Annotated in this window: 17 protein-coding genes; 8 read left to right on the top strand and 9 right to left on the bottom strand. The window is 49.5% G+C overall.

What is annotated here, in order from left to right; all coding sequences use genetic code 11:
• Positions 1 to 5: 5 nt before the first annotated feature.
• The 4 genes from AC0YNS_RS23450 to AC0YNS_RS23435 are packed head-to-tail and all read left to right on the top strand — an operon-like array spanning position 6 to position 3785.
• Positions 6 to 881, top strand: coding sequence for a carbohydrate ABC transporter permease (locus AC0YNS_RS23450; protein WP_091223065.1), 876 nt, complete (start codon positions 6 to 8; stop codon positions 879 to 881).
• Positions 868 to 1707: a carbohydrate ABC transporter permease gene (locus AC0YNS_RS23445; RefSeq protein WP_475783364.1), complete on the top strand. Its 840-nt coding sequence runs from the start codon at positions 868 to 870 to the stop codon at positions 1705 to 1707. The genes AC0YNS_RS23450 and AC0YNS_RS23445 overlap by 14 nt, the downstream gene beginning before the upstream one ends.
• A gap of 30 nt (positions 1708 to 1737) precedes the next feature.
• The gene (locus AC0YNS_RS23440; RefSeq protein WP_475783363.1) at positions 1738 to 2700 is read left to right on the top strand and encodes an MTP-1 family protein; all 963 of its coding nucleotides are present in this window, start codon (positions 1738 to 1740) and stop codon (positions 2698 to 2700) included.
• 20 nt (positions 2701 to 2720) lie between these two features.
• Positions 2721 to 3785 (top strand): BtaManbiosPhlase, encoded by a 1065-nt coding sequence (locus AC0YNS_RS23435; RefSeq protein ID WP_475783362.1) that lies wholly within the window; start codon positions 2721 to 2723, stop codon positions 3783 to 3785.
• A gap of 75 nt (positions 3786 to 3860) precedes the next feature.
• On the opposite strand, the gene AC0YNS_RS23430 is transcribed toward AC0YNS_RS23435, so the two are convergent.
• The 3 genes from AC0YNS_RS23430 to AC0YNS_RS23420 all read right to left on the bottom strand — a co-directional run bounded on the left by AC0YNS_RS23430 (position 3861) and on the right by AC0YNS_RS23420 (position 6864).
• Positions 3861 to 4817 (bottom strand): phosphotransferase enzyme family protein, encoded by a 957-nt coding sequence (locus AC0YNS_RS23430; RefSeq protein ID WP_475783361.1) that lies wholly within the window; start codon positions 4815 to 4817, stop codon positions 3861 to 3863.
• Between the two features lie 79 nt (positions 4818 to 4896).
• Positions 4897 to 5670, bottom strand: coding sequence for a TerC family protein (locus tag AC0YNS_RS23425; protein WP_475783360.1), 774 nt, complete (start codon positions 5668 to 5670; stop codon positions 4897 to 4899).
• 225 nt (positions 5671 to 5895) lie between these two features.
• Positions 5896 to 6864 carry a helix-turn-helix transcriptional regulator gene (locus AC0YNS_RS23420; protein ID WP_475783359.1) on the bottom strand — a complete coding sequence of 323 codons (969 nt, stop codon included), beginning with the start codon at positions 6862 to 6864 and terminating at the stop codon, positions 5896 to 5898.
• Positions 6865 to 6971: 107 nt separating this feature from the next.
• Here AC0YNS_RS23420 and AC0YNS_RS23415 point away from each other — a divergent pair, with 107 nt between their 5' ends.
• Both AC0YNS_RS23415 and AC0YNS_RS23410 read left to right on the top strand, forming a co-directional pair.
• Complete coding sequence (locus AC0YNS_RS23415) at positions 6972 to 7451, top strand: hypothetical protein (protein ID WP_475783358.1); 480 nt, start codon at positions 6972 to 6974, stop codon at positions 7449 to 7451.
• A gap of 23 nt (positions 7452 to 7474) precedes the next feature.
• Positions 7475 to 7951, top strand: a complete 477-nt coding sequence (locus AC0YNS_RS23410; RefSeq protein WP_475783357.1) for a GyrI-like domain-containing protein — start codon at positions 7475 to 7477, stop codon at positions 7949 to 7951.
• A gap of 52 nt (positions 7952 to 8003) precedes the next feature.
• Here the strand turns inward: AC0YNS_RS23410 and AC0YNS_RS23405 are convergent, their stop codons facing one another.
• From AC0YNS_RS23405 to AC0YNS_RS23385, 5 genes are all read right to left on the bottom strand, one after another.
• Entirely contained in the window at positions 8004 to 9224 is a 1221-nt protein-coding gene (locus AC0YNS_RS23405; RefSeq protein WP_475783356.1) for a copper amine oxidase N-terminal domain-containing protein, read from the bottom strand.
• Positions 9225 to 9414: 190 nt separating this feature from the next.
• Positions 9415 to 11664: a glycosyl hydrolase family 95 catalytic domain-containing protein gene (locus AC0YNS_RS23400; protein WP_475783355.1), complete on the bottom strand. Its 2250-nt coding sequence runs from the start codon at positions 11662 to 11664 to the stop codon at positions 9415 to 9417.
• A 78-nt stretch (positions 11665 to 11742) separates the two neighbouring features.
• Positions 11743 to 13389, bottom strand: a complete 1647-nt coding sequence (locus tag AC0YNS_RS23395; RefSeq protein ID WP_475783354.1) for an extracellular solute-binding protein — start codon at positions 13387 to 13389, stop codon at positions 11743 to 11745.
• Positions 13390 to 13518: 129 nt separating this feature from the next.
• Positions 13519 to 14400: a carbohydrate ABC transporter permease gene (locus AC0YNS_RS23390; RefSeq protein WP_475783630.1), complete on the bottom strand. Its 882-nt coding sequence runs from the start codon at positions 14398 to 14400 to the stop codon at positions 13519 to 13521.
• Positions 14401 to 14409: 9 nt separating this feature from the next.
• On the bottom strand, positions 14410 to 15339 hold the full coding sequence (locus tag AC0YNS_RS23385; protein ID WP_475783629.1) for an ABC transporter permease: 930 nt from the start codon (positions 15337 to 15339) through the stop codon (positions 14410 to 14412).
• A 280-nt stretch (positions 15340 to 15619) separates the two neighbouring features.
• Between AC0YNS_RS23385 and AC0YNS_RS23380 the strand changes: the two genes are divergently transcribed.
• Both AC0YNS_RS23380 and AC0YNS_RS23375 read left to right on the top strand, forming a co-directional pair.
• Positions 15620 to 17938 carry a helix-turn-helix domain-containing protein gene (locus AC0YNS_RS23380; protein WP_475783353.1) on the top strand — a complete coding sequence of 773 codons (2319 nt, stop codon included), beginning with the start codon at positions 15620 to 15622 and terminating at the stop codon, positions 17936 to 17938.
• Positions 17939 to 17946: 8 nt separating this feature from the next.
• Complete coding sequence (locus AC0YNS_RS23375; protein WP_475783352.1) at positions 17947 to 19530, top strand: extracellular solute-binding protein; 1584 nt, start codon at positions 17947 to 17949, stop codon at positions 19528 to 19530.
• A gap of 101 nt (positions 19531 to 19631) precedes the next feature.
• Here AC0YNS_RS23375 and AC0YNS_RS23370 read toward each other — a convergent pair whose 3' ends face one another.
• Positions 19632 to 20729, bottom strand: a complete 1098-nt coding sequence (locus AC0YNS_RS23370) for a mandelate racemase/muconate lactonizing enzyme family protein (protein ID WP_475783351.1) — start codon at positions 20727 to 20729, stop codon at positions 19632 to 19634.
• Between the last annotated feature and the right edge of the window lie 178 nt (positions 20730 to 20907).

Here is a 20907-nt window from a genome sequence, read left to right as displayed (position 1 = left end):
TCCTAATGGATCAAAAAAACAATCGGTTGGGCTGGTTATTTACCAGCCCCTACCTCATTTATTCGTTGATATTCTTCTTCGGCCCGCTGATCTGGTCGTTTTACCTTTCCTTTACGGACTGGGACTTGATCGCGCCGGATTACAACTTTCTTGGGCTTAAGAATTTTACGGATGCCCTGAAATCGCCCGGCGTGCACGCCGCGTTCTGGGTGACTTACAAATTCATGATGATTTTCGTCCCGCTCGTAACGGTTCTCGCATTGTGCGTTGCGGTCGTCGTGCACAACCTGCCACGATTTAAGAGCCTGTTTCTAATCGGTTTCTTCTTGCCCTACTTGTCTTCCGGGGTTGTATCGTCTCTGATTGTGAAAGGATTCCTGTCCTATTCGAGTCCGCTCAATACGGTTCTTCGCAAGGCAGGCATAAACATCGACTGGCTCGGCACTCCGATGTCAGCGTTGTTCGTCGTCGGCTTGATCTTGGCGTGGAAATTCACGGGATATTACGCTTTGATTCTGACTTCGGGACTGAATAGCATCGACGCTGAGATCTACGAAGCCGCCGCGATCGACGGCATCACGGAACGGCAGCGATTTTGGCGCGTTACGCTGCCGCTGCTCTACCCGGCATTCTATACGACGCTCATTTTAGCGTTCGGCGTCACGTTTGGTATTTTCACGGAAGTGTATCAATTAACCGGCGGTGGACCGAATTTTGCTACGAACACGTGGCAGATGGAGATTTTTAACCAAGCCTTCAAAAACTTGAAAGCCGGCTACGCATCCGCCGTGGCGCTGCTCGCATCGATTGCAACCTTCATCTCGATCTTCATCATCCGTAAACTGCTGGAACTGTGGGGGAAACGCTATGGTTGGGACTAACCGAAACAGTAAAAGCAAGCTGACTGTCCGCTATGGGCTGGCTGTCATCCTTCTGTTCATTATGGTCTACCCGTATTTATACATGGTGCTTAATTCGTTCGCGGATTGGAGCCAGGTCGACCAGAAATTCATACCGAGTTCGTATTCGACGAAATCGTACAATTGGCTGTTTTCCGGCGGCGAGACAGGTATTACACGCCCTTGGGTAAGCTCGTTCTTCAATAGCGTGCTCGTGTCGATCGCTTCGACTGCCCTGATGATGATGTCGGGCATCATGGTTGCTTACGCGCTTTCCAAGCTGAATTTCCGCGGGCGGGACACGATTAACAACTTCGTCTTGTTCCATATGTTCTTCCCGGCGATTATTCTGCTCATTCCGACGTTTCTGATCGTTCAGAAGGTCGGCTTGTACGACACTTACTGGGGGATGATTCTCCCTAAGGCGGTCAGCCTGTGGGCGATCTTCATGTACACGAACTTCTTCAAGGCAATCCCGTCGGTATTCATCGAAGCGGCCAAACTGGACGGCGCCAATGATTTCAAAATCATGTACCGCATCATGCTTCCGATGTCCAAATCGATCACGACCGTCATCTTCCTGTTCCTCATTATGGAACGCTGGACGGAGCTGCTATGGGATATGATCATCGTGCGCAGCGACAATAAGCTAACGCTGAACGTGCTGCTATCGCAAATGTTCGGCCCGTACGGCACCTACCCGGGGCCGCTCTACGCCGCATCCGTGCTGCTGACGATCCCAATCATCATTCTGTTCATCTTCTTCGGTAAGAAATTCCAAGAAGGCATGCAATTCAACTTGAAATAGCAATTATTTGGGTGAGAGGAGTCGGAGAGCTTGAGTTTGAACAAAACGGCTACAAAAACATGCGAAGAGCTTCTACGAGCGTTTCAATCCTCGGAAGCCTCGGTGCGCGATGCACAGAAGATCGTCTTTACAGGCGGCGACGACTTAGAAGGCAAGGACGTTTACAATATTACCGCACCGTTCACGGACGAAGGCGAACAAGTCATTGCAGGACGCGTAGAGTCGCGCGACAGCGAGCATTCGGATATCCTGTTCTTCACGCAGCAGGGCGGAAGCTGGTCGCCTAGAGCCGGCGCGCCGTCATTCCGCTTGCAAGATCCTTTCTTCACGCGAATTGCCGGGGAGCTCGTGCTCGGCGGCGTGGAGATATTTCCGGATCCCATGAAGCCGGATGCGCTGAAATGGCGAACCGTCTTCTACCGCGGCAAGAGCATCGCCGCGCTGCAGCCATTCTTTAAAGGGCCTGACGGCATGAAGGATATCCGTCTCGTCGAGCTTGCGGACGGTTCAATCGGCGTATTCACGCGTCCACAAGGCACCAAAGGCGGCCGCGGCAAAATCGGCTACGCCCATATCGCCTCGCTGGATGAGCTAACCGTCGATCGAATCAACGAAGCACCGCTGCTGGACGGACAATTCGCCGACGAGGAGTGGGGCGGCGCTAATGAAGCCCACCTGCTTCATAACGGTCTGGTTGGCGTACTCGGCCACATTGCCTCGTTCGACGATCAAGGGGACCGTCACTATTACCCGATGGCGTTTGTCTTCGATCCAGCCGACGGAACCTTCTCGGATATCGAGCTGATCGCGGTTCGCTCCGCCTTTCTGCCCGGCCCGTCGAAGCGTCCGGATCTCCAGGACGTTGTCTTCAGCGGCGGTCTTGTCCGCAAGGGGGATGGAACGGCCGTCCTGTACGCCGGCATAAGCGACGCCGATGCGCAGCGGATAACCATTGCAGATCCGTTTGCGCGGTTTGAACACGAAATTGCTTGATAAGGGAGTTATCGATTGTTATGAACGTATACCGTTATGAAGAAAATCCACTAATTACGCCGCTCGACGTGAAACCGCACCGTGACAATTTCGAGGTCATCGGCGCGTTCAACGCCGGCATCGCGTCTTACAATAATGAAATTATTATGCTGCTGCGCGTGGCGGAACGGCCAATCAGTTCCGTCCCGGGCACTGTGCTGGCGCCGGTTTACAATACGGCCACGAAAGATCTGGACCTGATCGAGCTTCGGCTTGATGATGAGCGCTACGACTTCTCGGACCCGCGCGTCATCAAGAACAAGTCGCATAGCGCAACCTTCGAGTATTTAACCTCGATTTCCTACCTGCGGATCGCGCGCAGCAAGGATGGCCATAGCTTCACTGTCGATGAGAAGCCGTTCCATTATCCGTCGAACTCGCTAGAGACGTTCGGGATCGAGGATCCGCGCATTACGCAAATCGGCGACACGTATTACATTTACTACTCAGCCGTAAGCCCGGTCGGCGTCGGCGAGTCGATGATTTCTACGACCGACTTCGTGAACGTCACTTACCACGGCATGATTTTCGGGCCGGATAACAAAGACGTGCTTATTTTCCCGGAGAAAGTAAACGGCAAATATTACGCGCTTCACCGTCCGACGACCAAGAGCACCGGCAACCCGGAAATGTGGATCGCCGAGTCGGACAACCTGCTGTACTGGGGCAATCACAAGCATCTGATCGGTCTTCGCCAGGGCATGTGGGACAGCGGCCGCATTGGCGGCGGCTGCGTACCGTTTAGAACTGAGCGCGGCTGGCTGGAGCTATACCACGGTGCGACGCTCGAGCATCGCTATTGCATGGGGGCCGTGCTTCTTGATTTGAACGATCCGTCCAAAGTGATCGCCCGCTCGGGTAAACCCATTCTGGAGCCGGACGCCGATTATGAGAAGAAAGGCTTCTTCGGAGACGTCGTCTTCGCCTGCGGAGCGCTTGTGGAAGGCGATGTCGTCAAGATGTATTATGGCGTCGCGGACACGTCCATGGCAGCCTGCGAGCTGAGCCTGCAGGAGATTTTGGACAGCTTGGTACCCGTCGAATAACTTAGTGAAGAAAGAAGAACCTCTGGGACGACGGTGTCCCGGAGGTTCTGTTTTTTATATGATGAATACTGCGGCCTACCTAGCAGCTTCCTCCGCCGCCAAGATATCTTGAAACAATTTGAGGGCTTCGGCCTTCGTTTCTTCTCCTAAATCATCCATGATCCATACGTTCCGAGCACACTCTATTAGATCCTGAAGGACCCTTTCTAAGCGGTAATAGGCGAGCACTTCCTCATCCACCTCTACGGCTCCGTACCCTTGGAAGAATGCTTGGTCATGCGGATGACTGACAAAGATGAAATCACGCTCTTTGGGAGCGAGCATCACCTCGTCCCAATCGATAACAAACACTTGCCCTGCCTGATCTCTAATCACATTGGCCGGATGCAGATCCGCATGACAGATGACATGCGGGATCTTTCGCAATTGGAGCGTCCCAGCCAGCTTTTCTAATGCGGTCAACTTCGAGTGTATCGTCAACCTATGCTCTACCCAAGAAGCATGCAGTGTACGATCCAATGGACTTCCGCCTTCGAAGCGTTCAAGTTGATCCTCAAGGGTACTTATCCATCGAACATATTCCGTGGCATCAAAGGCCTCCTGTCGGAGCGATTGCAATCCTTTAGGTGGTAAATTAATCCTGTGAATTAGTTGTAAGGTAGTCCCCAGCTTATTCCACTGCTCCGCCGACATTCCTTCGAAGCTTGAATCCCCCTTGATAAAGGGGTAGACCACGACAATCAAATCCTCTAGACAGGACCACAGGGTACCGCTCTTGGTCGAAATGGGGGCCACGACACCTGTAATCCCCTGATCGCCAAGATATCGGGGAACCCGATATTGAGGTTCGTATAAAGGTTTAGACGTGACTTTGAGCAGATAGTCAGTTCCCTGCTTGCTCACCACATGATACACCGCAGAGCTGTAATCAAGTCCCAGCGGAAGAAACTCAAGTGTCGCAGGAGTCCATTCATACTGCTCCTTTAAGCAGGATTGAAGGAGTTCCTTCGAAACGGTAGGTGTATTACGCATAGCTCTATTTAATTCCTTCCTATACAGGTGTCATCGGCAGCCGTCCTCGGCAGCAGCGGATTCTTGCCATGCGTCCTTATTAAAAAGTGCTCGTCTTTGAAACTCTGTTGCTGGGCGCAAACCAACCAAGAACGGCAACTGCAACCAAGACAGAATAGAAGACTACAGTCCATCCCGTGCTATGAGGAAAATGATGATCAAAAACGCCGATATCCTCATGAGCAAGCGTAATCACAGCAAGCTTTACCCCCACCCAAGCAACAATCGCATAAGCCGTTGTCTCGAGTGCCGGTCGTTGTCCGAGCAGTTGTACAAACCAAGCAGCAGCGTATTTAATTAGTACCAATCCGGCAACCCCGCCAAGCACCACAACAATAAATTGCCCCCCGTCCATGCCACCGAACTCTCTCAGCGGGGAATCCGGCAAGCCAAGCGCGAGCGCAACCGCAGCGAGAATGGAATCAATCGCAAAAGCGAGATCGGCCAGCGCAATCTTGCCGACAGTTGGCCAGAAGCCTTTGCCTGCTGCTACTTGCTTCTCTTCCGCGTGCGTATCTTTATTCTTTTTGCCGAATCGCTCTTGAATAATGTGCTTTAGGCCCAGGTAAAGAAGATAGGCGGCGCCGATCGCCTGCACCTGCCACACATTCGCAATAAAGGATATCGCGAACAGGGCGGCAAAGCGAAAGACAAAGGCCATGATGATCCCGTAATTGATCGCTCGTTTCTTCTGTTCCTCCGGTAACTGCTTTGCAATGACCGCCAGCACGAGCGCATTGTCGGCCGACAACAACCCTTCCAAACCGATAAGAATAAGTAAAGCCCATGCATACTCCAACCACAATGATTCCAACTTGATTCGCCCCCTACGCCAGTAAGTTTCCCTTTTAGAAAATACATATGTGCAATAGGTATACGTAAAAGTTGCCGAAGGATTTCAACTTTTTCAACTGTCATCAAACATACGATACCAACAAGCCCCAGAACGTTCCCTAACCCAATAGAAGCAGCAAAAGTCCCGATAATTCATAACGCATCATCGGGACCTGAACATTATTAATAACCTTCAGATAAAAACTCATGAAAATCTTAAATTTGCTAAACGCGCTTCCAACATCACGCGCAGTTCATCGGGAATCCGCTCAAACTCGGTCCCTTTCCCCAGAAACAAAAGCCAATCCGCATAATACGCCAGCGTTTCGGCATCGGTCACATCCAGCTGCACATTGAAGATCCCACTCGACTGGAACATCCCGGTAAAGGACAAAATGATCCCCGGCGGGTGCATACGCTTAAAGCGCTGAATCCCGGTCGTATCAAGCTTCACAACAAGATTGGACTGGCGTGCACGAAGCAGCTTCTTGCTTAGGATCTCTTGCTCAGATAACTTCATCGCCTGCTCCGAAATGGCCGAATCCCGCAGCATGTCGACAGGCAAATAACGAAACTCATCCGTATCCAAATCATAAATCTCGACCAGCCACTGCGCGTTCGAGTTAAAGATATGCAGCAAATATACATCCAACAGCTGCGGCCAGCCGAGACTCAGCTCATACGTCACGCGCAAATGCTTATCCCGCACAGCAAGCGAAATCAGCTGGTTCAGCTCCGCAGGCGCCGCATCATCGAGCTCCAACAGATTCGGATTGGCGGGATTGGTATTCTCAAATAGCAAGATGTTATTCAGCTCGATCAGCTCGTCCTGTTGGGATTGCGACGCGATGCCGATGAGTTTCTCCGTGATGGAACGGCGATTCTGCAGATAAGGCAGCTGTGAATTTTTGGAGGCGATAAAGCTGATAAAAATCGCCTTCAGCTCATCCGGAGTGAAGCGCGCTGCGGGCAGATAATGGTTTTGCAGCACGTTGTAGCCGCCACCTCGCTCAAGCTCGGTCGTCAGCGGAAAACCTAAAGCCTGAATCTCGTTAATGTCGCGAATCGCTGTCGCGCGGGAAATCTTGAATTCCCGCTGGATCTCGGCAATCGTAAAATGCGCACGGTTATTGATATAGCGCATGATTAGGTTCACTCGTTCTGTTTTTTTCATGCTTCTAGTGTATCAAAAATGCTGCAATAAAAGGTATCATTTTTTGATACATTCAGCATCTAGAATCAATCTTGTAAACAACTACATCCCCCAAAGGAGAGAATAATATGACTAACTACTCCATCCAAACCATCTCAGAAAACTACAAAATGACTGCTTTCGGTGTTACACTTGAAGACTACAACGACTGGGCAGGCAATGCAGCCAAAACGGCAGCGAAAAAAGCTGAAATCACTGAAACCGGCAAGCTTGCTGAACTTCTCGCGCTCGCAGACGGGCAAGAATATCAAATCAACTTCGCCATCGACCGCAAGGCTTGGCGCGGATTCGGCGTGATGGGTGAGTTCGACGTGGAAGGCGCGATCGTCCTCGATTTCCTAGCTGGCGACTACCTTGTCGTTCCTGGCACAGGCGCTGACAGAGAACGCCTTGCTGATGAAATCACAGGCAAAGTTTTCAGCGGCATGTTGGAAGAAATCACAGACTACAAATACGTTGGTCCCGGTAACTCAACCTTCGTCAAAACAGATGAAAACGGTGGTTTCTACGGCGAAATGTGGCTTCGTGTCAAAAAAGTCGAAGGCTAATCTCTGGAAAAAGGAGCATGCACATGACAGCTTACACACTTGATCACAAAAAATCATTCACATTGACCGCTTATGGTTTTTCCATCCAATCCAATTTCCAAGACATGCCGGCGATGCAGCAAGAAAAAGCCGAGTTTTGGGACAAACTTAAGGCTGACGGACGTTTTAATAAACTCAAAGACGCCGCAAAGGACGATCGCGAATGGTCAGTCAACGAGGTTTATCAAGGCAAACCGTGGAATTATTTCGCGGTAGAAGCTAGAAAATCAGTGGCTGACGCAACGCGCACCATCGAGTTTCCGGAGAGCGAGTACATCGTGGTTGCAGGAAACGGTGACAAAGAAACCTTGTTTGATCAGCTGACTTATCGCGCTTTTGGCGAAGTCTTGGCCCAAGTTACTGATTATGCTTACATCGGCGGTCCAAATGCGACTTATCGCAAAGATAACGGGGACGGTACGTTCTACGGCGAATTCTGGGTGCCTGTGGTTAAGAAATAATTGGAGTATAGAAAAGAGCAGAAGTTCTCTTCTGCTCTTTTCGCTATCCCTATCACTTGAACAGTACAACCTCTTCGCGACGATCGAAGTCTTGATCGAGGCTAATATCTTCTTTATAATTCCAGCGACCATTGGCATATTCCAAATAAATAAGCGCTTCGTATATATCGTCGCCTTCCATAATGTCTTCTGTCACATCGCTCCAACTAAGCATCCCTTGGACGACAGCCTCCTTCTGTCCAAGGAAGACGACTCGTTCATCGGATAACTTGTACCTCTCTTCGCTATGGTCAAAAATCCCTTTCAGACTGTCTTCCCATGTTTCTGGACCCAAGACATAGTCGTTCCAATGTTTGATAAACGAAGGAGCTGTGTATTGCAGCGTTCGATTAAGGTCCTCTGCGTTGTACGCTATATAGTAAGTTCTTAGATCCGACAAAACGGCATTCTGCTCGTTAAAGCGGTTCTTCATGATGGCTTCAGCTTTCTGGTCGATGTCCTCCGGAGCTTCCATGTTATTAAAGATCATGCCCTCGTGCGCGATTCTCCATTGTCCTGCTTCATAGCGAATGTTGTACCCGAACACATCTTCACGGTTCAATTCTTCCGTACGCTTGCTATAAGTGACTTGAAGCGTTGCTTCATTGTCAGAAGTATATTCAATTCGATCAATGTTCACTTTGAAGTCGCGGACCGGGATTTCGCTGACTGCTTGATTCGCTTCATAATCGTATTCTAGATTCATATAGCCCAATGTTAGATTGTCAGATGTCAGTAATTTGGGACTAAAGGTTTCGTAATACTTCGTAACGAGCTCTTTCACAGCAGCCTCTTGACCGTAGCCGTATGACTTTAAACTCACGGTGAGCTTCGATTGATTATAATAAACCGAGTACTTCGCGATTTGTCCAAACTGGCGAAGAGGGATATACACTTGTCCGTTAATGACAGGAATGACATGGTCTAAATGGTAGCTGCCATCGTCATATTCTATAACATTATCGCCGGACCAGAATAGAATGTTAGCGCCGTTAACGGTCCCAGAGATTTGCCCTGTACCCGGATCATACTTCGCCTTATACCCCATAGCATCAAATAATTTGCGAAAAGGTACATACATCACGCCCGATTTGACAATCGGATTGACGCCGGCAATCTGTTTATTATTCACTACCAGTTGAATCGGCTTACTAACAGAAGCAGCGCCCGCTACAAGCGGGGTAGTTACGACCAAGCAGAAGACAAGCAACAAACCGATAAGCTTTCTGACCATATGACACGTCCTATTCGTAGTATATGATATTGAACCACATACCTTGTTATCGGTTGTAGAGATTCAAGAATTTACCACTATTTCCTCTTTTGAACTTATGTAAAACGGAATCCGACCAAGCGGTTCATCGTCAACGACCAACAGATTGATCATAATTCCCACCACTCCTTTGAAAATAGTCCAAACGCTCTTAGAGTGAAGTAATCATGCACGTTTCGCCCGCTACCAGCGCGATCGAGAATATCTCGTTCCTGCTGCAATGAACCTCTTGATCGGTAGAGCCAATTCGCAACATCAGCCTTTCTCCAGCGAAACTATTCTGTACGCGGAAGATTCCTTCGCGTTCGGCACGAAGTTCGACATATTCAAGCTTGTCTGCATGAAGCCTAGCCGAAACAAGCACGCCCATCTCGCCGCGAAAATCGCGGAATTCGACGCTTCGCTTTGCCCAATCGCGTGGAATAGCCGGAAATGGGCGAATCGTTTCTCCATCCGTATGCAAAAGCATTTCCTGCAGTGCACTAACGGCAGCGAAGTTGCCTTCCAGTGTAAAAGGACGATAATGAAACATGCAGACGCCTGCTCGCTTGTAGTCCCCGTTCAGATGAAAACCGTTCGGCGAGCATGTATGCTGCCACATCTGACGAAGATGATAAATCGCCGCTTCTCCGTTGCCTTGCCGCGCATAGAAAGCAGCTGCCCAAGCGAAGCTATAGCCCACCCATTGACCTTTGCCGAGACGCTCTAGGTTCGCAATCGTTGCATCGGTGATTTTGCGATCACGCTCAGATCCTCGATGGTCAAGCAGCTGCAAAGGATAAATCGCCATCATGTGCGAGTGGTGCCGGTGGCTTTCTTGAAGCGATTCTTTCGGATTCAGCATCAGCACATGACGCTCATTAACGGCAAGCTCTGGAAGACCCGCTAGCACGTTCGCCCATCTGTGGGCATCAGCTTCATGATCGAGCCAATCAGCCATATCCTTCAATCGACGGAACAAGTAAATCAGAAGCGCGAGGTCGTAGTTGCTCATGGGATCAAACCAAGCCTCAAGCAAATTGTCGTGAACCTCGGGCGAGCTCGATACAGGCAGACGCAGCTTGCCGTCTTCGCCAGGTACTAGCCATCGCTGCACGCAGTCAGCGGTTTCCTTGAAATAGACATAAGCTTTATCGCGCAGAAAATCACGGTCTCCTGTATACAGCCAGTAATGATCGAACGCCTGGCACACCCAGATGATATTGGTGATACTCATGGAGTACATTGCCCAACCGCCCATTGCTCCGGCAGTAAGCGTCATGACCGAAGGCAGGTTGAGACCCGGGGCATCGAAGAAGCTTTGCGCGAACCGATGGCCCTGAGGCCGCAAATCCCACAAGAAATCGATAAAGCTTTCTCCTTCTTCCAGATGGTTCGCCTTCAAATAGTGCCAGTAACAAAGCTCTGTATTCAAGTCGTGATGATAATCGCCTTTCCACGGCGGCAGAAGCCCTTCATCCGCCGTCCATACGCCTTGCAGCGGCATCGGCGGCGCCCCTTTGCGCGAGCATGAAGCAAATAAATAGTTGTTCAAATACCACTGCTTCTCCGCTTCCGCGTCCGGCAGCGAGATAGAGCTCTTCGCCCAATAACGCCCCCACCAAGCACTATGCTCGCGGAACGCAAGATCGAATCCATCCATACTCGCGTCCGTTACTTTACGCTTGGCATTCTCTAACCAATTCTCTCCGTCATGATTGGCCGTTATCGCATAAACCCATTCTCGCGTACCGTCATCGGTCTTCCGCTGCGCAACGACAATTGCATATTCCAGCTCATGGCACGTTCGCTGATAGAACCATTGCAAGCTGCCTTCCGAGTGTTTAGCCGCAGCCGGGTACCCCAGCCGAGTAAGGCTTGTAGCAAAGACGGGGTCGTTGCTTTCTTCCTGAAACGCACCCGCGTAATCCGGAGGCAGAACTTCCAAAAGTCCATCTGTTTCCGCAGCCCCGGTCATTCTGATATAACCGAGTCCGTTCAAGGCGTGCAGAAAGCTGGATACACCGACAATCTGATCGTCGAACGTAAGCTGGACATGCGCGCAAGCTTCTTCTAAGGCAAGATAACTCCTCATCTTGTCAGCGTGCTTGCTGAAGCGCAGTTCCAGACTGCCCGCTGGCAATTTCGTCGGGTAAGGATAAGTCTCATAGAAGCTGTCGAACCGGTTAAGAAGCGACTCTTGATCACCGCGGCGCACGCAATCGATCATTTCCGCATAGGTGAACCCGTTATCCAGCGCCTCAGGCGCCAGCCGTAAATCCCAAATATCGCCGCGGTCCAAGCTGAATCGGAGCGGCTTCCCATTTCCCCATAAGAGGCAACCGGTCAATCCGTTGCCTAGAGGCAGCGCCTCATCCCATCTGGCGATTGGTTGATCAACTATCAAGTCATGCTTGCTCATCGCTTCAGCCTCCCGGTATAAATAAACCATCCCCCCTTGTTCGGAAGCATCAAAGGAGGAAATGGTTTATTTGCCTTATTATTTCTTCACTTTACTATTCTGCAAATCGAGAATCGCTTGCAAGTCTCCCATTTTCTTGATCGTATCCAGGTAGTTATCCCACTGGTCAAAGCCCATCTCGCCTTTAATAAATTTGACCGCTGATTCTTTGACATACGTGTCGATCGGCGTCATCGTATTCGCTACTTCATCGGTTTCGTCTTTCGACAGCATCACCTTCGGCGCTCTGTCATTCGGCGAGATCGATTCGCTGCCGCCATAGTTATTCGACGCCATATAATAGTTTTCCAATTGCGCCTTGCCGTCGTGGTAGAACAGCACATCCGGAATGGAAGTATAAACGGCGATTCTCTCTTGCGGCGTAAAGACGATGCCAGGACGCGTGCTCATGGATGCGGAAACCCCCATCTTCGCGAGCTGGTCTACGAAGTCCGGAGCGGATTTGAGCGCTGAAAGATACTGCTTATGTCCGTCCTTCACTTCGTATGATTTGCCTTCGATCCCCCACATCAACAGCTCGATCATTTGGTCGCTGTATTGATAATCAAGCAGTTTCACGACCTGCTCCGGATGTTTCGTCTTCGCGGAAATGACGAGGCCAGTGCCGTTTCGCAGCCCTTTTCCTTTAGGCTCGCTGTCGTACTTCCACGCTTTACCGTATGTTGGATTATCTGCCGTCATCGCAAGCGTCCATGTTACGCCCGCTTCCTTATTCGCATTGAAATCAGCAACGTAACCAGACCACAGCTGCGGATAAATGAACGTTTTGCCGCTCGTTGCTTTCGGTTTCGCCTGATCGATCTCGTCCGACCAGAAGGCCGGATCGATCAGCTTCTCGGAATAAAGCTTGTTAAGGAACATGAGCCCCTCTTTGTACGCATCTTCAGTCGGTCCGTATACATACTGCGTGCCATTCCAGTAGATGCCGCTCGACGTATGGTTGGCGTTCAGAATGCCGTCGTAGCCCAAATACTGTTCGCTTTGACCGATCGGATAAGAATCCGGATACAACGCCTTCAGCTGCTTCGCGGCCGCATACATTTCTTCTTGCGTAGCCGGCACTTTGATGTTGTTTTTCTCGAATACATCAAGACGGTAGGCGGCAGCGTATTGGCTTGGCTCTACATCAGAAGGATTCGAATAACCGTCGTAGAAGGCAAACAATTGATTGTTCTCGGTCATCAAGTATTGTTCTTTGTTCTCGGTAGCGTCGACGAAGGTTTTGTAGTTCTCTTCTTGATCGATATATTTGTTCAGGTCAAGGAAAAGACCTTGCACGCCGTATTTGACAATATTATCGTTGCCGAGCACGAGCATAACGTCCGGAATATCGCTGCTTGTCAGCATGATTTGCGTTTTTTCCCTGTACTCGCCCCATGGAATGCGCGTCCACTCGATCGAGACTTTAGTCCCCATGTAGGCTTCGATTTCTTTCTCATATTGCTGCTGGATGAGCGTTCCCGTCGGATCGCCTCCGAAGTGCGGGATCACAACCTTGAGCTTCAATTCTTCGGGTGCGGAAGCTTCGTTCGCGGGAGCGTTCGCTTCGGAATTATTGGATGAAGCGGTATTCCCATCATTCGATTTGCTGCATGCACTTAGAAATACAGTCGATATAAGCGTAATCAGTATCAGTACTCTCAAGATCGAAAACGATTTTTTCATACTAGATCCCCCTCTAGGTTGAACGAAATGGATTGGAATGCAAATGCAACTCTCTATCCCTGCCGCAAAGCTCGTTGAAACGTTCACCTCCCTTCATAGGGCATGCAACAGAATCAGAGATGAAGCTCGTTACCCTTTGATAGAACCTACCATGACGCCCTTGACGAAATACTTTTGCACGAACGGATAGATGCATAGAATCGGAGCCATGGTGATGACGATCGCCGCCATCTGGATGTTTTTCGGATTGATCTGCCGGTTCAGGATCATCTCCTTTACACGCGAGCTTTGCCCTTCCTGCTGCGTGAAAATGATGGAGCGCAAGAACATTTGCAGCGGATACCGATTCTCGTCCTTCAAATAAATCAGCGCATTAAACCATACATTCCAGTGCGCCACGACAGTGAACAAGGCGAAGGTGGCTAGCAGCGCCTTGGACAGCGGCAAATAGATGCGGAACAGTACGACCAAGTCATTCGCTCCGTCGATATAAGCCGATTCCCGAAGCTCCGATGAAATATTTTGAAAGAATGTCCGAAAAATAATAACGTTATAGGCGCTGATGCAGCCAGGCACGACCATAACCCAGAAGGTATTCAGCATATGCAGCTGTTTGATGATCAAGTAGGTCGGTATCATGCCCCCGCTGAAGAACATCGTAATGGCTAGAAATACGGTAATGCTTTTCTTGAGCTGAAATTTTGAAATCGTGAGCGGATACGCCATCAGCGATGTCAGAAACAGCGTCAACAGTGTACCCGCCGCGGCGTAAAGCACCGTATTGCGATAGCTGATGTAGAGCATCGGCTTCTCGAAGATGACGCTATATCCCATCGTGTTAAACCCTCTTGGGAACCATGTTACCTTCCCTAGCGAAATATAATCGGAGTGACTTAAGGAAACCGAAATTACATTGAGCAGCGGGTATATTGTTACAACCACTAGCAACAGCATGAGTCCGATATTAACCGCATCAAAAATACGGGATCCCAAACTTGATTTATATACCATGCGATTCACCTACCATAAGCTCGTTTCCGAGTATTTGCGTGACAGTCGATTCGTAATGAGGACGAATAGGAAGGATACCGCCGATATCATCAATCCGACGGCTGCCGCATACTCGAATCGTCCACCTTCAATCCCTAATCTGTACACATAGGTATCGATTACATCAGCCTTCTCGTAAGTACTCGGGTTGTACATGAGCAGCACCTTCATGAAATCGGTACCTAGAATTCCACCTACGGACAAAATGAACAAAATGATAATCGTAGGCATAATAGCCGGAATCGATATATTCCTGATCTTCTGCCACCGATTTGCTCCATCGATCGATGCCACATCGTAAAGCGTGGGATCCGCATTGCTGAGAGCGGCTAAGTATAGAATGGTTCCCCATCCAATCCCCTGCCAGATGCCCGAGCCGATGAACAACGTGCGGAAGTATTTCGATTCTGTCATAAAGTTAATTGGTTCTAGGCCGTATAGCCCCGTAATCTGGTTAAACAAGCCATCGAGCGATGCAAACTCTTTGAGCATCCCCACGATAATGACGGTAGATATGAAGTGCGGAAAATATGAGACGGTCTGCACGAACTTCTTTAACGCCGTATGCCTGATCTCATTAAGGAGCAGCGCTAGAATGATAGGTGCGGGAAATCCGAATACGAGTCCGTACGCACCGAGAATGAGCGTGTTTTTGATCGTTCGCAAGGCCATTGGATTGTCCAGAAATTGCTTAAAGTATTTGAGACCGACCCACTCGCTCCCCCATATTCCCTTTGCCACGTTGTAATCTTTGAATGCTACAAGCACGCCGTACATTGGAAAGTAGGCAAACACCAGCACGATCAAAAAGCCGGGGAGTACCATGAGGTACAAATATTTTTGCTGCATGCATTCACTCAAAAATCGGTTTGGCCCGCTTGTGCCGGAACGCGCTTTCATTATGCCTTTCGCAGATGCCGTCTGATTCACGACGCGATTCCTCCTTCTTTATGCTTAGACCCGTTATCGTTCATTTCGAACGTCCGCTGTCTGACCTAACGATAGGAGAAACCGTTTTCAACCGCAATTTAAAAGATGTTAGATCATCATCAAAATGTTAGATTCGGCCATATAACTTTTGTTAGGTACCTTAGGCGAAATAAGCTTCTTGACGCTATCCGTTCTTATCATGTAAGGTGAGACCTACATGTCTGTCCTTTATTCGTCCTAGGAGGAAATCATGATACAACTGTTGAAGTCGATTCCGCGCAAAGCGACGGCTAGCATGAAGAAGAAGACGTTGGTTAGCATTTTCCTGCGCTTTTTTGTGCTGACTGTGCTGCTGATGGTTTCGTCCGCCACGATAGCTGTTTATTCGAACTACCGGATGATCGGCGACGCGAAAGAATCGAACCGGAACTATTTGCGCGCTGTCTCCTCGTCGCTTGATGGCTTGTTCAACAAGCTTAAAGACAAAGGCTATAGCATTGCCTCCGATACCGATTTTCTCAATCTGGTTGCCATGACGGACAAATCGCAAAAGAACTATAGCTCCGCCTCTTACGAATTGAGCAATAAGCTGTACGGTCTGTATATTAGCGATGATGTAGTCGATGATGCCTTTATCTATTTCCAGAACCTTAATACTGTACTGGCCGGTTCCGGATCATACGATCCGACTTTTTATTTCAATCGTCATTATCGCTACAAGGACTACCCGCAAGCCTTCTGGAACAACGCGCCCGAGAGTGGCAGCGATTCTTCCATCTTCCCCGCTACCGACGTAACGACGCAGAGCGGCGACTCCGGAGAGAAACGATATAAGAGCATCGTTCCGCTTCTTCTCAACATCGAAAGCCTTGCTCATGCGCGCAGCTACATGGCCATTAATATAGACGAACAAAAAATCTATCGATTGATCGACGACATGAACATTACGAAAAAGGGAGATATTTACCTCGTCGATACGCTTCATAACCGATTTATTAGCACAACAGACCGCAAAAAGCTTGGCGAAACGTTCGATGCAAAGTCACTCCGCTTGAATGCGACCGACGGCAGCACCGAATCGACCGTGAAAATCGGCAGTGAACGGTACATGCTGTCTTTTCAACATTCGACCTGGAGTAATCTTGGATTCCTGATCGTGACTCCGGAGCACATGCTGACCGGCCCAACGAACCATTTTCTATATTGGACCATCGGTGTAATGGTCTTGTTCATGCTGATCGGGACGTTCATTTCGGCCGTATTCACGCGGGGCATCTATTCGCCGCTGGCGGAGATCGTCATTCAGATGAAACGCTTTGCAATGTCCCCTTTCGAGCATGGCGGATCAGAATACGATTATATAAAAGAAAATATGACGTCATTGCAGCAGTTTCATCAGGAAAGCATGCCCTCGCTCCTGCAAATCTTGCTTTACCGTGCGCTGAATCAGCAGATTGATCAGGCAGACATTGACCGCCTGCAGCAGAAATACGATTTTTTTCGGGGCGGGGACTGCTTCGCCCTTGCGGTCGTCAGAGTCGGCTTCTCCGCTTGGAGCGAGCGGTCACCTGCAGATTTGAAACGGCGTTTAGCCGACTTCAACAAACCTGCGCTTGATATTTCAGAGCATGAGAGCATTCTCTTCTTACAGGAACATAACGCGGAGGACATACATGCGTGTGTTCAGCGGTTAGGCGATTTATTCGCGGCATTCCTAGAGGATCAGCCTGTAAGCGTAAATCTAGCTGTAGGCATCAGCCCGATATTTCATCAATTAGAGCAAACCTCGAAGGCCTATAAAGAAGCTTGTGCTGTCTTGGATTTGCGAAGCGTGAATAAAGAGGGCGTCCTATTTACGGACGCGGATGAATCCCGAGGCGGCAGAGCTAGCGCTTATCTCGCGGCAGACAAGAAAGAAATGCTATACAAGCATTTGGATCACGGAAATGTGGAAGGCGCCGCTCATTTGTTGGAACAGCTGCTTGGGGAGGCGCACAATCAGGACATGCCGTTTAAATCGCTCAAACAGCTGGCGAGCGATCTGGTCTATCTCGCGGTCGAGATCGTCTATGTTCGCGGCATAGACGATCAATCTTTATTTGACATGCCTGCCGACGAAGTCATCCCTTACATCGGCACCGTTCAAGATCCCCGGATCATGGAGTCCTTATGCCGAGATATCTATCGCGCGCTATCCGTTCATATCCAGAACCAGCTCCAATCGTCGAAGACGATTAATGGGATGCTGGATTATATTGCGCAGCATTTGCCGGAGGCCAATTTGACGATGATTGCCGATCGTTTCAGCATGAATGCCAACTATGTTTCGCAATATTTCAAGAAGCAGCTAGGCGTTACGTTTACCGACTACATTAATGGACTAAGAATCGATAAAGCGAAGAAACTCTTGGTTGGCTCGGCGCTTACGGTAAATGACATCGGCAAACAGGTTGGCTTCAATAATGCGAACGCCTTTATTCGCATGTTCAAGAAGCTCGAAGCCGTGACGCCTAACGAGTACCGCAAGGGCAACCAAGCGCTGCATCAGCAAGCAGCAGCAGAGAGGTGATGAGATATATGCTGTACAGACATCGAACAATCATCCTAGTACCCTTACTGACCGCGATACTTCTGCTTGCAGCTGCTTGTCTGTTCGTCGTATTCGATAAGAAGGCTGAAGGCAAGCAAGCTGAGCCGCCGATCGTAATTAAAGCGGCCGTCCCTTCCTTCGCTAGGGAACGAAATACGATGATCGACCTCGAGTACGAGCGGCTTACGCAGTTGAAGTTCGATTGGATTCAGTTTCCGGTGAACGATTATATCAAACGCATCAAGCAGCTGCTGGCCTCGTCCGGAGAGAAACCGGATATCTTCATCATCGACAAAGAAATGGTGCAGCGGTTCGGTCCGCAAGGGATGTTGCTCGATCTACAGCCCTACTTGGATCGGATGCCGAATTTGCAGCGCTGGATAAGCAAGTACCCGCAAATCTACCGCAGCATCGTCACCGAGGATGGCAAGCTGTATGGGATTGACGGCTTCAACACGTATGGGCAAATGCCGGTCGGCTATATGCTGCGTGCGGATATCTTCTATCGCAACGGAATGCTGCTACCGAAGACGTTCGATGAGTTATACGATTCGCTCAAGCAGCTCAAGAACATGTATCCGGATTCGAAGCCGATTTCGAATCGGTGGGGGCCGAACCGGCTCTTGGAAAGCTTCTTCATGGCCTATCACACGCATTACGGCATTTACTTCAATAACGAAGATTTGAGTTATAAGTTCGGACCTGTGGAGAGCAACTACAAGAAGGCGGTCGAGCTTGCCAGGAAGTTTTACGAGGCGAAGCTGATTGATCCCGATTTTGCAACGACCGCGGAGTCGCAGTATTTCGAAAACATTACATCGGGCAAAACATTCGCTATATTTAACGATTATTTTATAGAGATGGACGGGTGGCAGGAAAAAGGAAAAAAACAAGATTCCTTCTTTAACTTGAAAGCAGTCCTCCCTTTCATTACCGATACCGGCCTTCAAGCACTCGAGAAAGTTCAGTACCCGAATACGCAGGGAACGTGGGTCATCGCGATCAACGCTAAATCCAAACATATCGACGAATTGATCCGCTTGCTTGATGCTCAATATTCGGCTGAAATGATGGAGCTTGTCAATTGGGGGATCGAAGGAGATACGTTCGTTTGGGCTAACGGGGAGCGTACGTATACGTCCAAGATTCAAACGAAATTGAACCCGACGGGGACAGTTCCGCCGCAGCAGCCAGGTATCGACGGCCGAACCGGTATATGGGTGCCCTACGATCAAGATGCGGAGTATAAGCGAAGCTGGGGAGCACTGGGGCTCGAAGCGCAGCAGTCCTATAACGAAAACGCAAGCCGGATCGGATTCTTCGATGGGCCGGCTGTTCCGTTCAAGCAGGATGAGCTAAACACGATTACGAAGATTATGACCCCGCTAGACAAATTGATAACGGGGAAGCTGATCAAGTTCGTCACGGGCGAGCTGAACATGGATAGCGACTGGAACTCGTTTCAAGAAGAGCTTGGCAGAATGGGCTACCAGCGCGTGCTGGACATGTACCGCGAGAAGTTCGCAAAGCTGCCGGAAGATCAGAAAAAGCTGAATAAGACCATTAGGTAACTAAAAGAACCCGGAACAATTTCCCATTGTTCGGGTTCTTTCCATCTAGGAAAGTTCCCGATGAAGGAAGCCATCGGGAACTCATCCATTTTTCTTTCGTTTTACCTTACACGGTATTCATCAAAGAACATCGGCAATATAGTCGTTGAAGCACCTGGCATTTCAGGCAGCACGTAGAATCCTTCCTTGACGGTAGCCGGCTCTTCAAAGATGTGACGAATCCAAGGGATATACTCCAGCATTATCGCATTCTGAGTGGAGGCAACGAGATGCTGATGGATTTGACCCATATCCCCGACATGCGGACAGATCGGTACATCGTAAGATGCAGCCAGTCCCGCAACCTGCAGCCACTCGGTAATTCCGGCTACGCGCGTCACATCTACTTGGCAGTATTCTACGGCACCTTGATGAATATAATCGCGGAAGGCGTATTTGTTATAAACATGCTCGCCAAGCGCAATCGGTACGTTCAGTTCATCGGCCAACTTCTTATGACCCATGATGTCGTCCGGATTGAGCGGCTCCTCGAGCCAGAACAGGTCGAATTCTTCAAGCTTCTTGCCCCACGTCATCGCTGTATTGATGTTCCATTGTTGGTTGACGTCGATCATAAATATAATGTCGTCACCGATTAACTTGCGAACCGCTTTACAGCGGTCGTAATCTTCGCGCGGATCCTGCTTTCCGACCTTAATTTTGACACCCGTAAAGCCCGACTCGACGATCGCTGCCACATCCTTCAGCAGGCGCTCTTTCGACCAATTGAGCCATCCGCCGTTCGTGTTGTACGCTTTAATCGGCTTGGACTTCGCTCCGCCAAGCAGTTGCCAGAGCGGCTTATTCGATGCTTTTGCCATAATGTCCCACAGCGCAATGTCCACCGCCGCGAGTGCCATGTGCGTAACTCCAGCTCTGCCAATCCAGTGCATTTTACCAAAGCGCATCTCGTCCCACAGCTCTTTTACCATATACGGATCTTTACCGATTAATAGAGGTTTGTAATACTTTTCAATTGTATCGGCGATCATATCGTCGCCATGGGCGCAAGTTCCCGTATATCCATAACCGATAAAGCCTTCATCCGTATAGATGCGGACACCAGCTAAGCCCCAATGCGTCGCGACGTTAATGGCATCAGTAATCGGAGGTGTGATCGGTACGTGCAGGACAAACGTTTCTACATTCGTAATTTTCATTTGTAACCGCTCCATTCATTGGATATGAAAGTATGAAACTATTAGTAACCGAGTGACGCTCCCCCATCTACTGGAAGAGTTACGCCCGTAATGAAACCGAATTGAGGAGTGGACCTCTCCGGGTCACGATAGCCGTTTTCCCCACTAACTCGTCTAATCGCCCAACAATAATTAATCA

Source organism: Paenibacillus sp. J22FR21, from assembly GCF_056269135.1.
This window is presented reverse-complemented; position numbering and strand designations above follow the sequence as displayed.

Bases quoted from the DNA above. Each gene is read 5' to 3' on its own strand.
- AC0YNS_RS23450 (WP_091223065.1), top strand. From the start codon at position 6: ATGGATCAAAAAAACAATCGGTTGGGCTGGTTATTTACCAGCCCCTAC.
- AC0YNS_RS23445 (WP_475783364.1), top strand. From the start codon at position 868: ATGGTTGGGACTAACCGAAACAGTAAAAGCAAGCTGACTGTCCGCTAT.
- AC0YNS_RS23435 (WP_475783362.1), top strand. From the start codon at position 2,721: ATGAACGTATACCGTTATGAAGAAAATCCACTAATTACGCCGCTCGAC.
- AC0YNS_RS23430 (WP_475783361.1), bottom strand. From the start codon at position 4,817: ATGCGTAATACACCTACCGTTTCGAAGGAACTCCTTCAATCCTGCTTA.
- AC0YNS_RS23420 (WP_475783359.1), bottom strand. From the start codon at position 6,864: ATGAAAAAAACAGAACGAGTGAACCTAATCATGCGCTATATCAATAAC.
- AC0YNS_RS23415 (WP_475783358.1), top strand. From the start codon at position 6,972: ATGACTAACTACTCCATCCAAACCATCTCAGAAAACTACAAAATGACT.
- AC0YNS_RS23410 (WP_475783357.1), top strand. From the start codon at position 7,475: ATGACAGCTTACACACTTGATCACAAAAAATCATTCACATTGACCGCT.
- AC0YNS_RS23405 (WP_475783356.1), bottom strand. From the start codon at position 9,224: ATGGTCAGAAAGCTTATCGGTTTGTTGCTTGTCTTCTGCTTGGTCGTA.
- AC0YNS_RS23400 (WP_475783355.1), bottom strand. From the start codon at position 11,664: ATGAGCAAGCATGACTTGATAGTTGATCAACCAATCGCCAGATGGGAT.
- AC0YNS_RS23395 (WP_475783354.1), bottom strand. From the start codon at position 13,389: ATGAAAAAATCGTTTTCGATCTTGAGAGTACTGATACTGATTACGCTT.
- AC0YNS_RS23390 (WP_475783630.1), bottom strand. From the start codon at position 14,400: ATGGTATATAAATCAAGTTTGGGATCCCGTATTTTTGATGCGGTTAAT.
- AC0YNS_RS23385 (WP_475783629.1), bottom strand. From the start codon at position 15,339: ATGAAAGCGCGTTCCGGCACAAGCGGGCCAAACCGATTTTTGAGTGAA.
- AC0YNS_RS23380 (WP_475783353.1), top strand. From the start codon at position 15,620: ATGATACAACTGTTGAAGTCGATTCCGCGCAAAGCGACGGCTAGCATG.
- AC0YNS_RS23375 (WP_475783352.1), top strand. From the start codon at position 17,947: ATGCTGTACAGACATCGAACAATCATCCTAGTACCCTTACTGACCGCG.
- AC0YNS_RS23370 (WP_475783351.1), bottom strand. From the start codon at position 20,729: ATGAAAATTACGAATGTAGAAACGTTTGTCCTGCACGTACCGATCACA.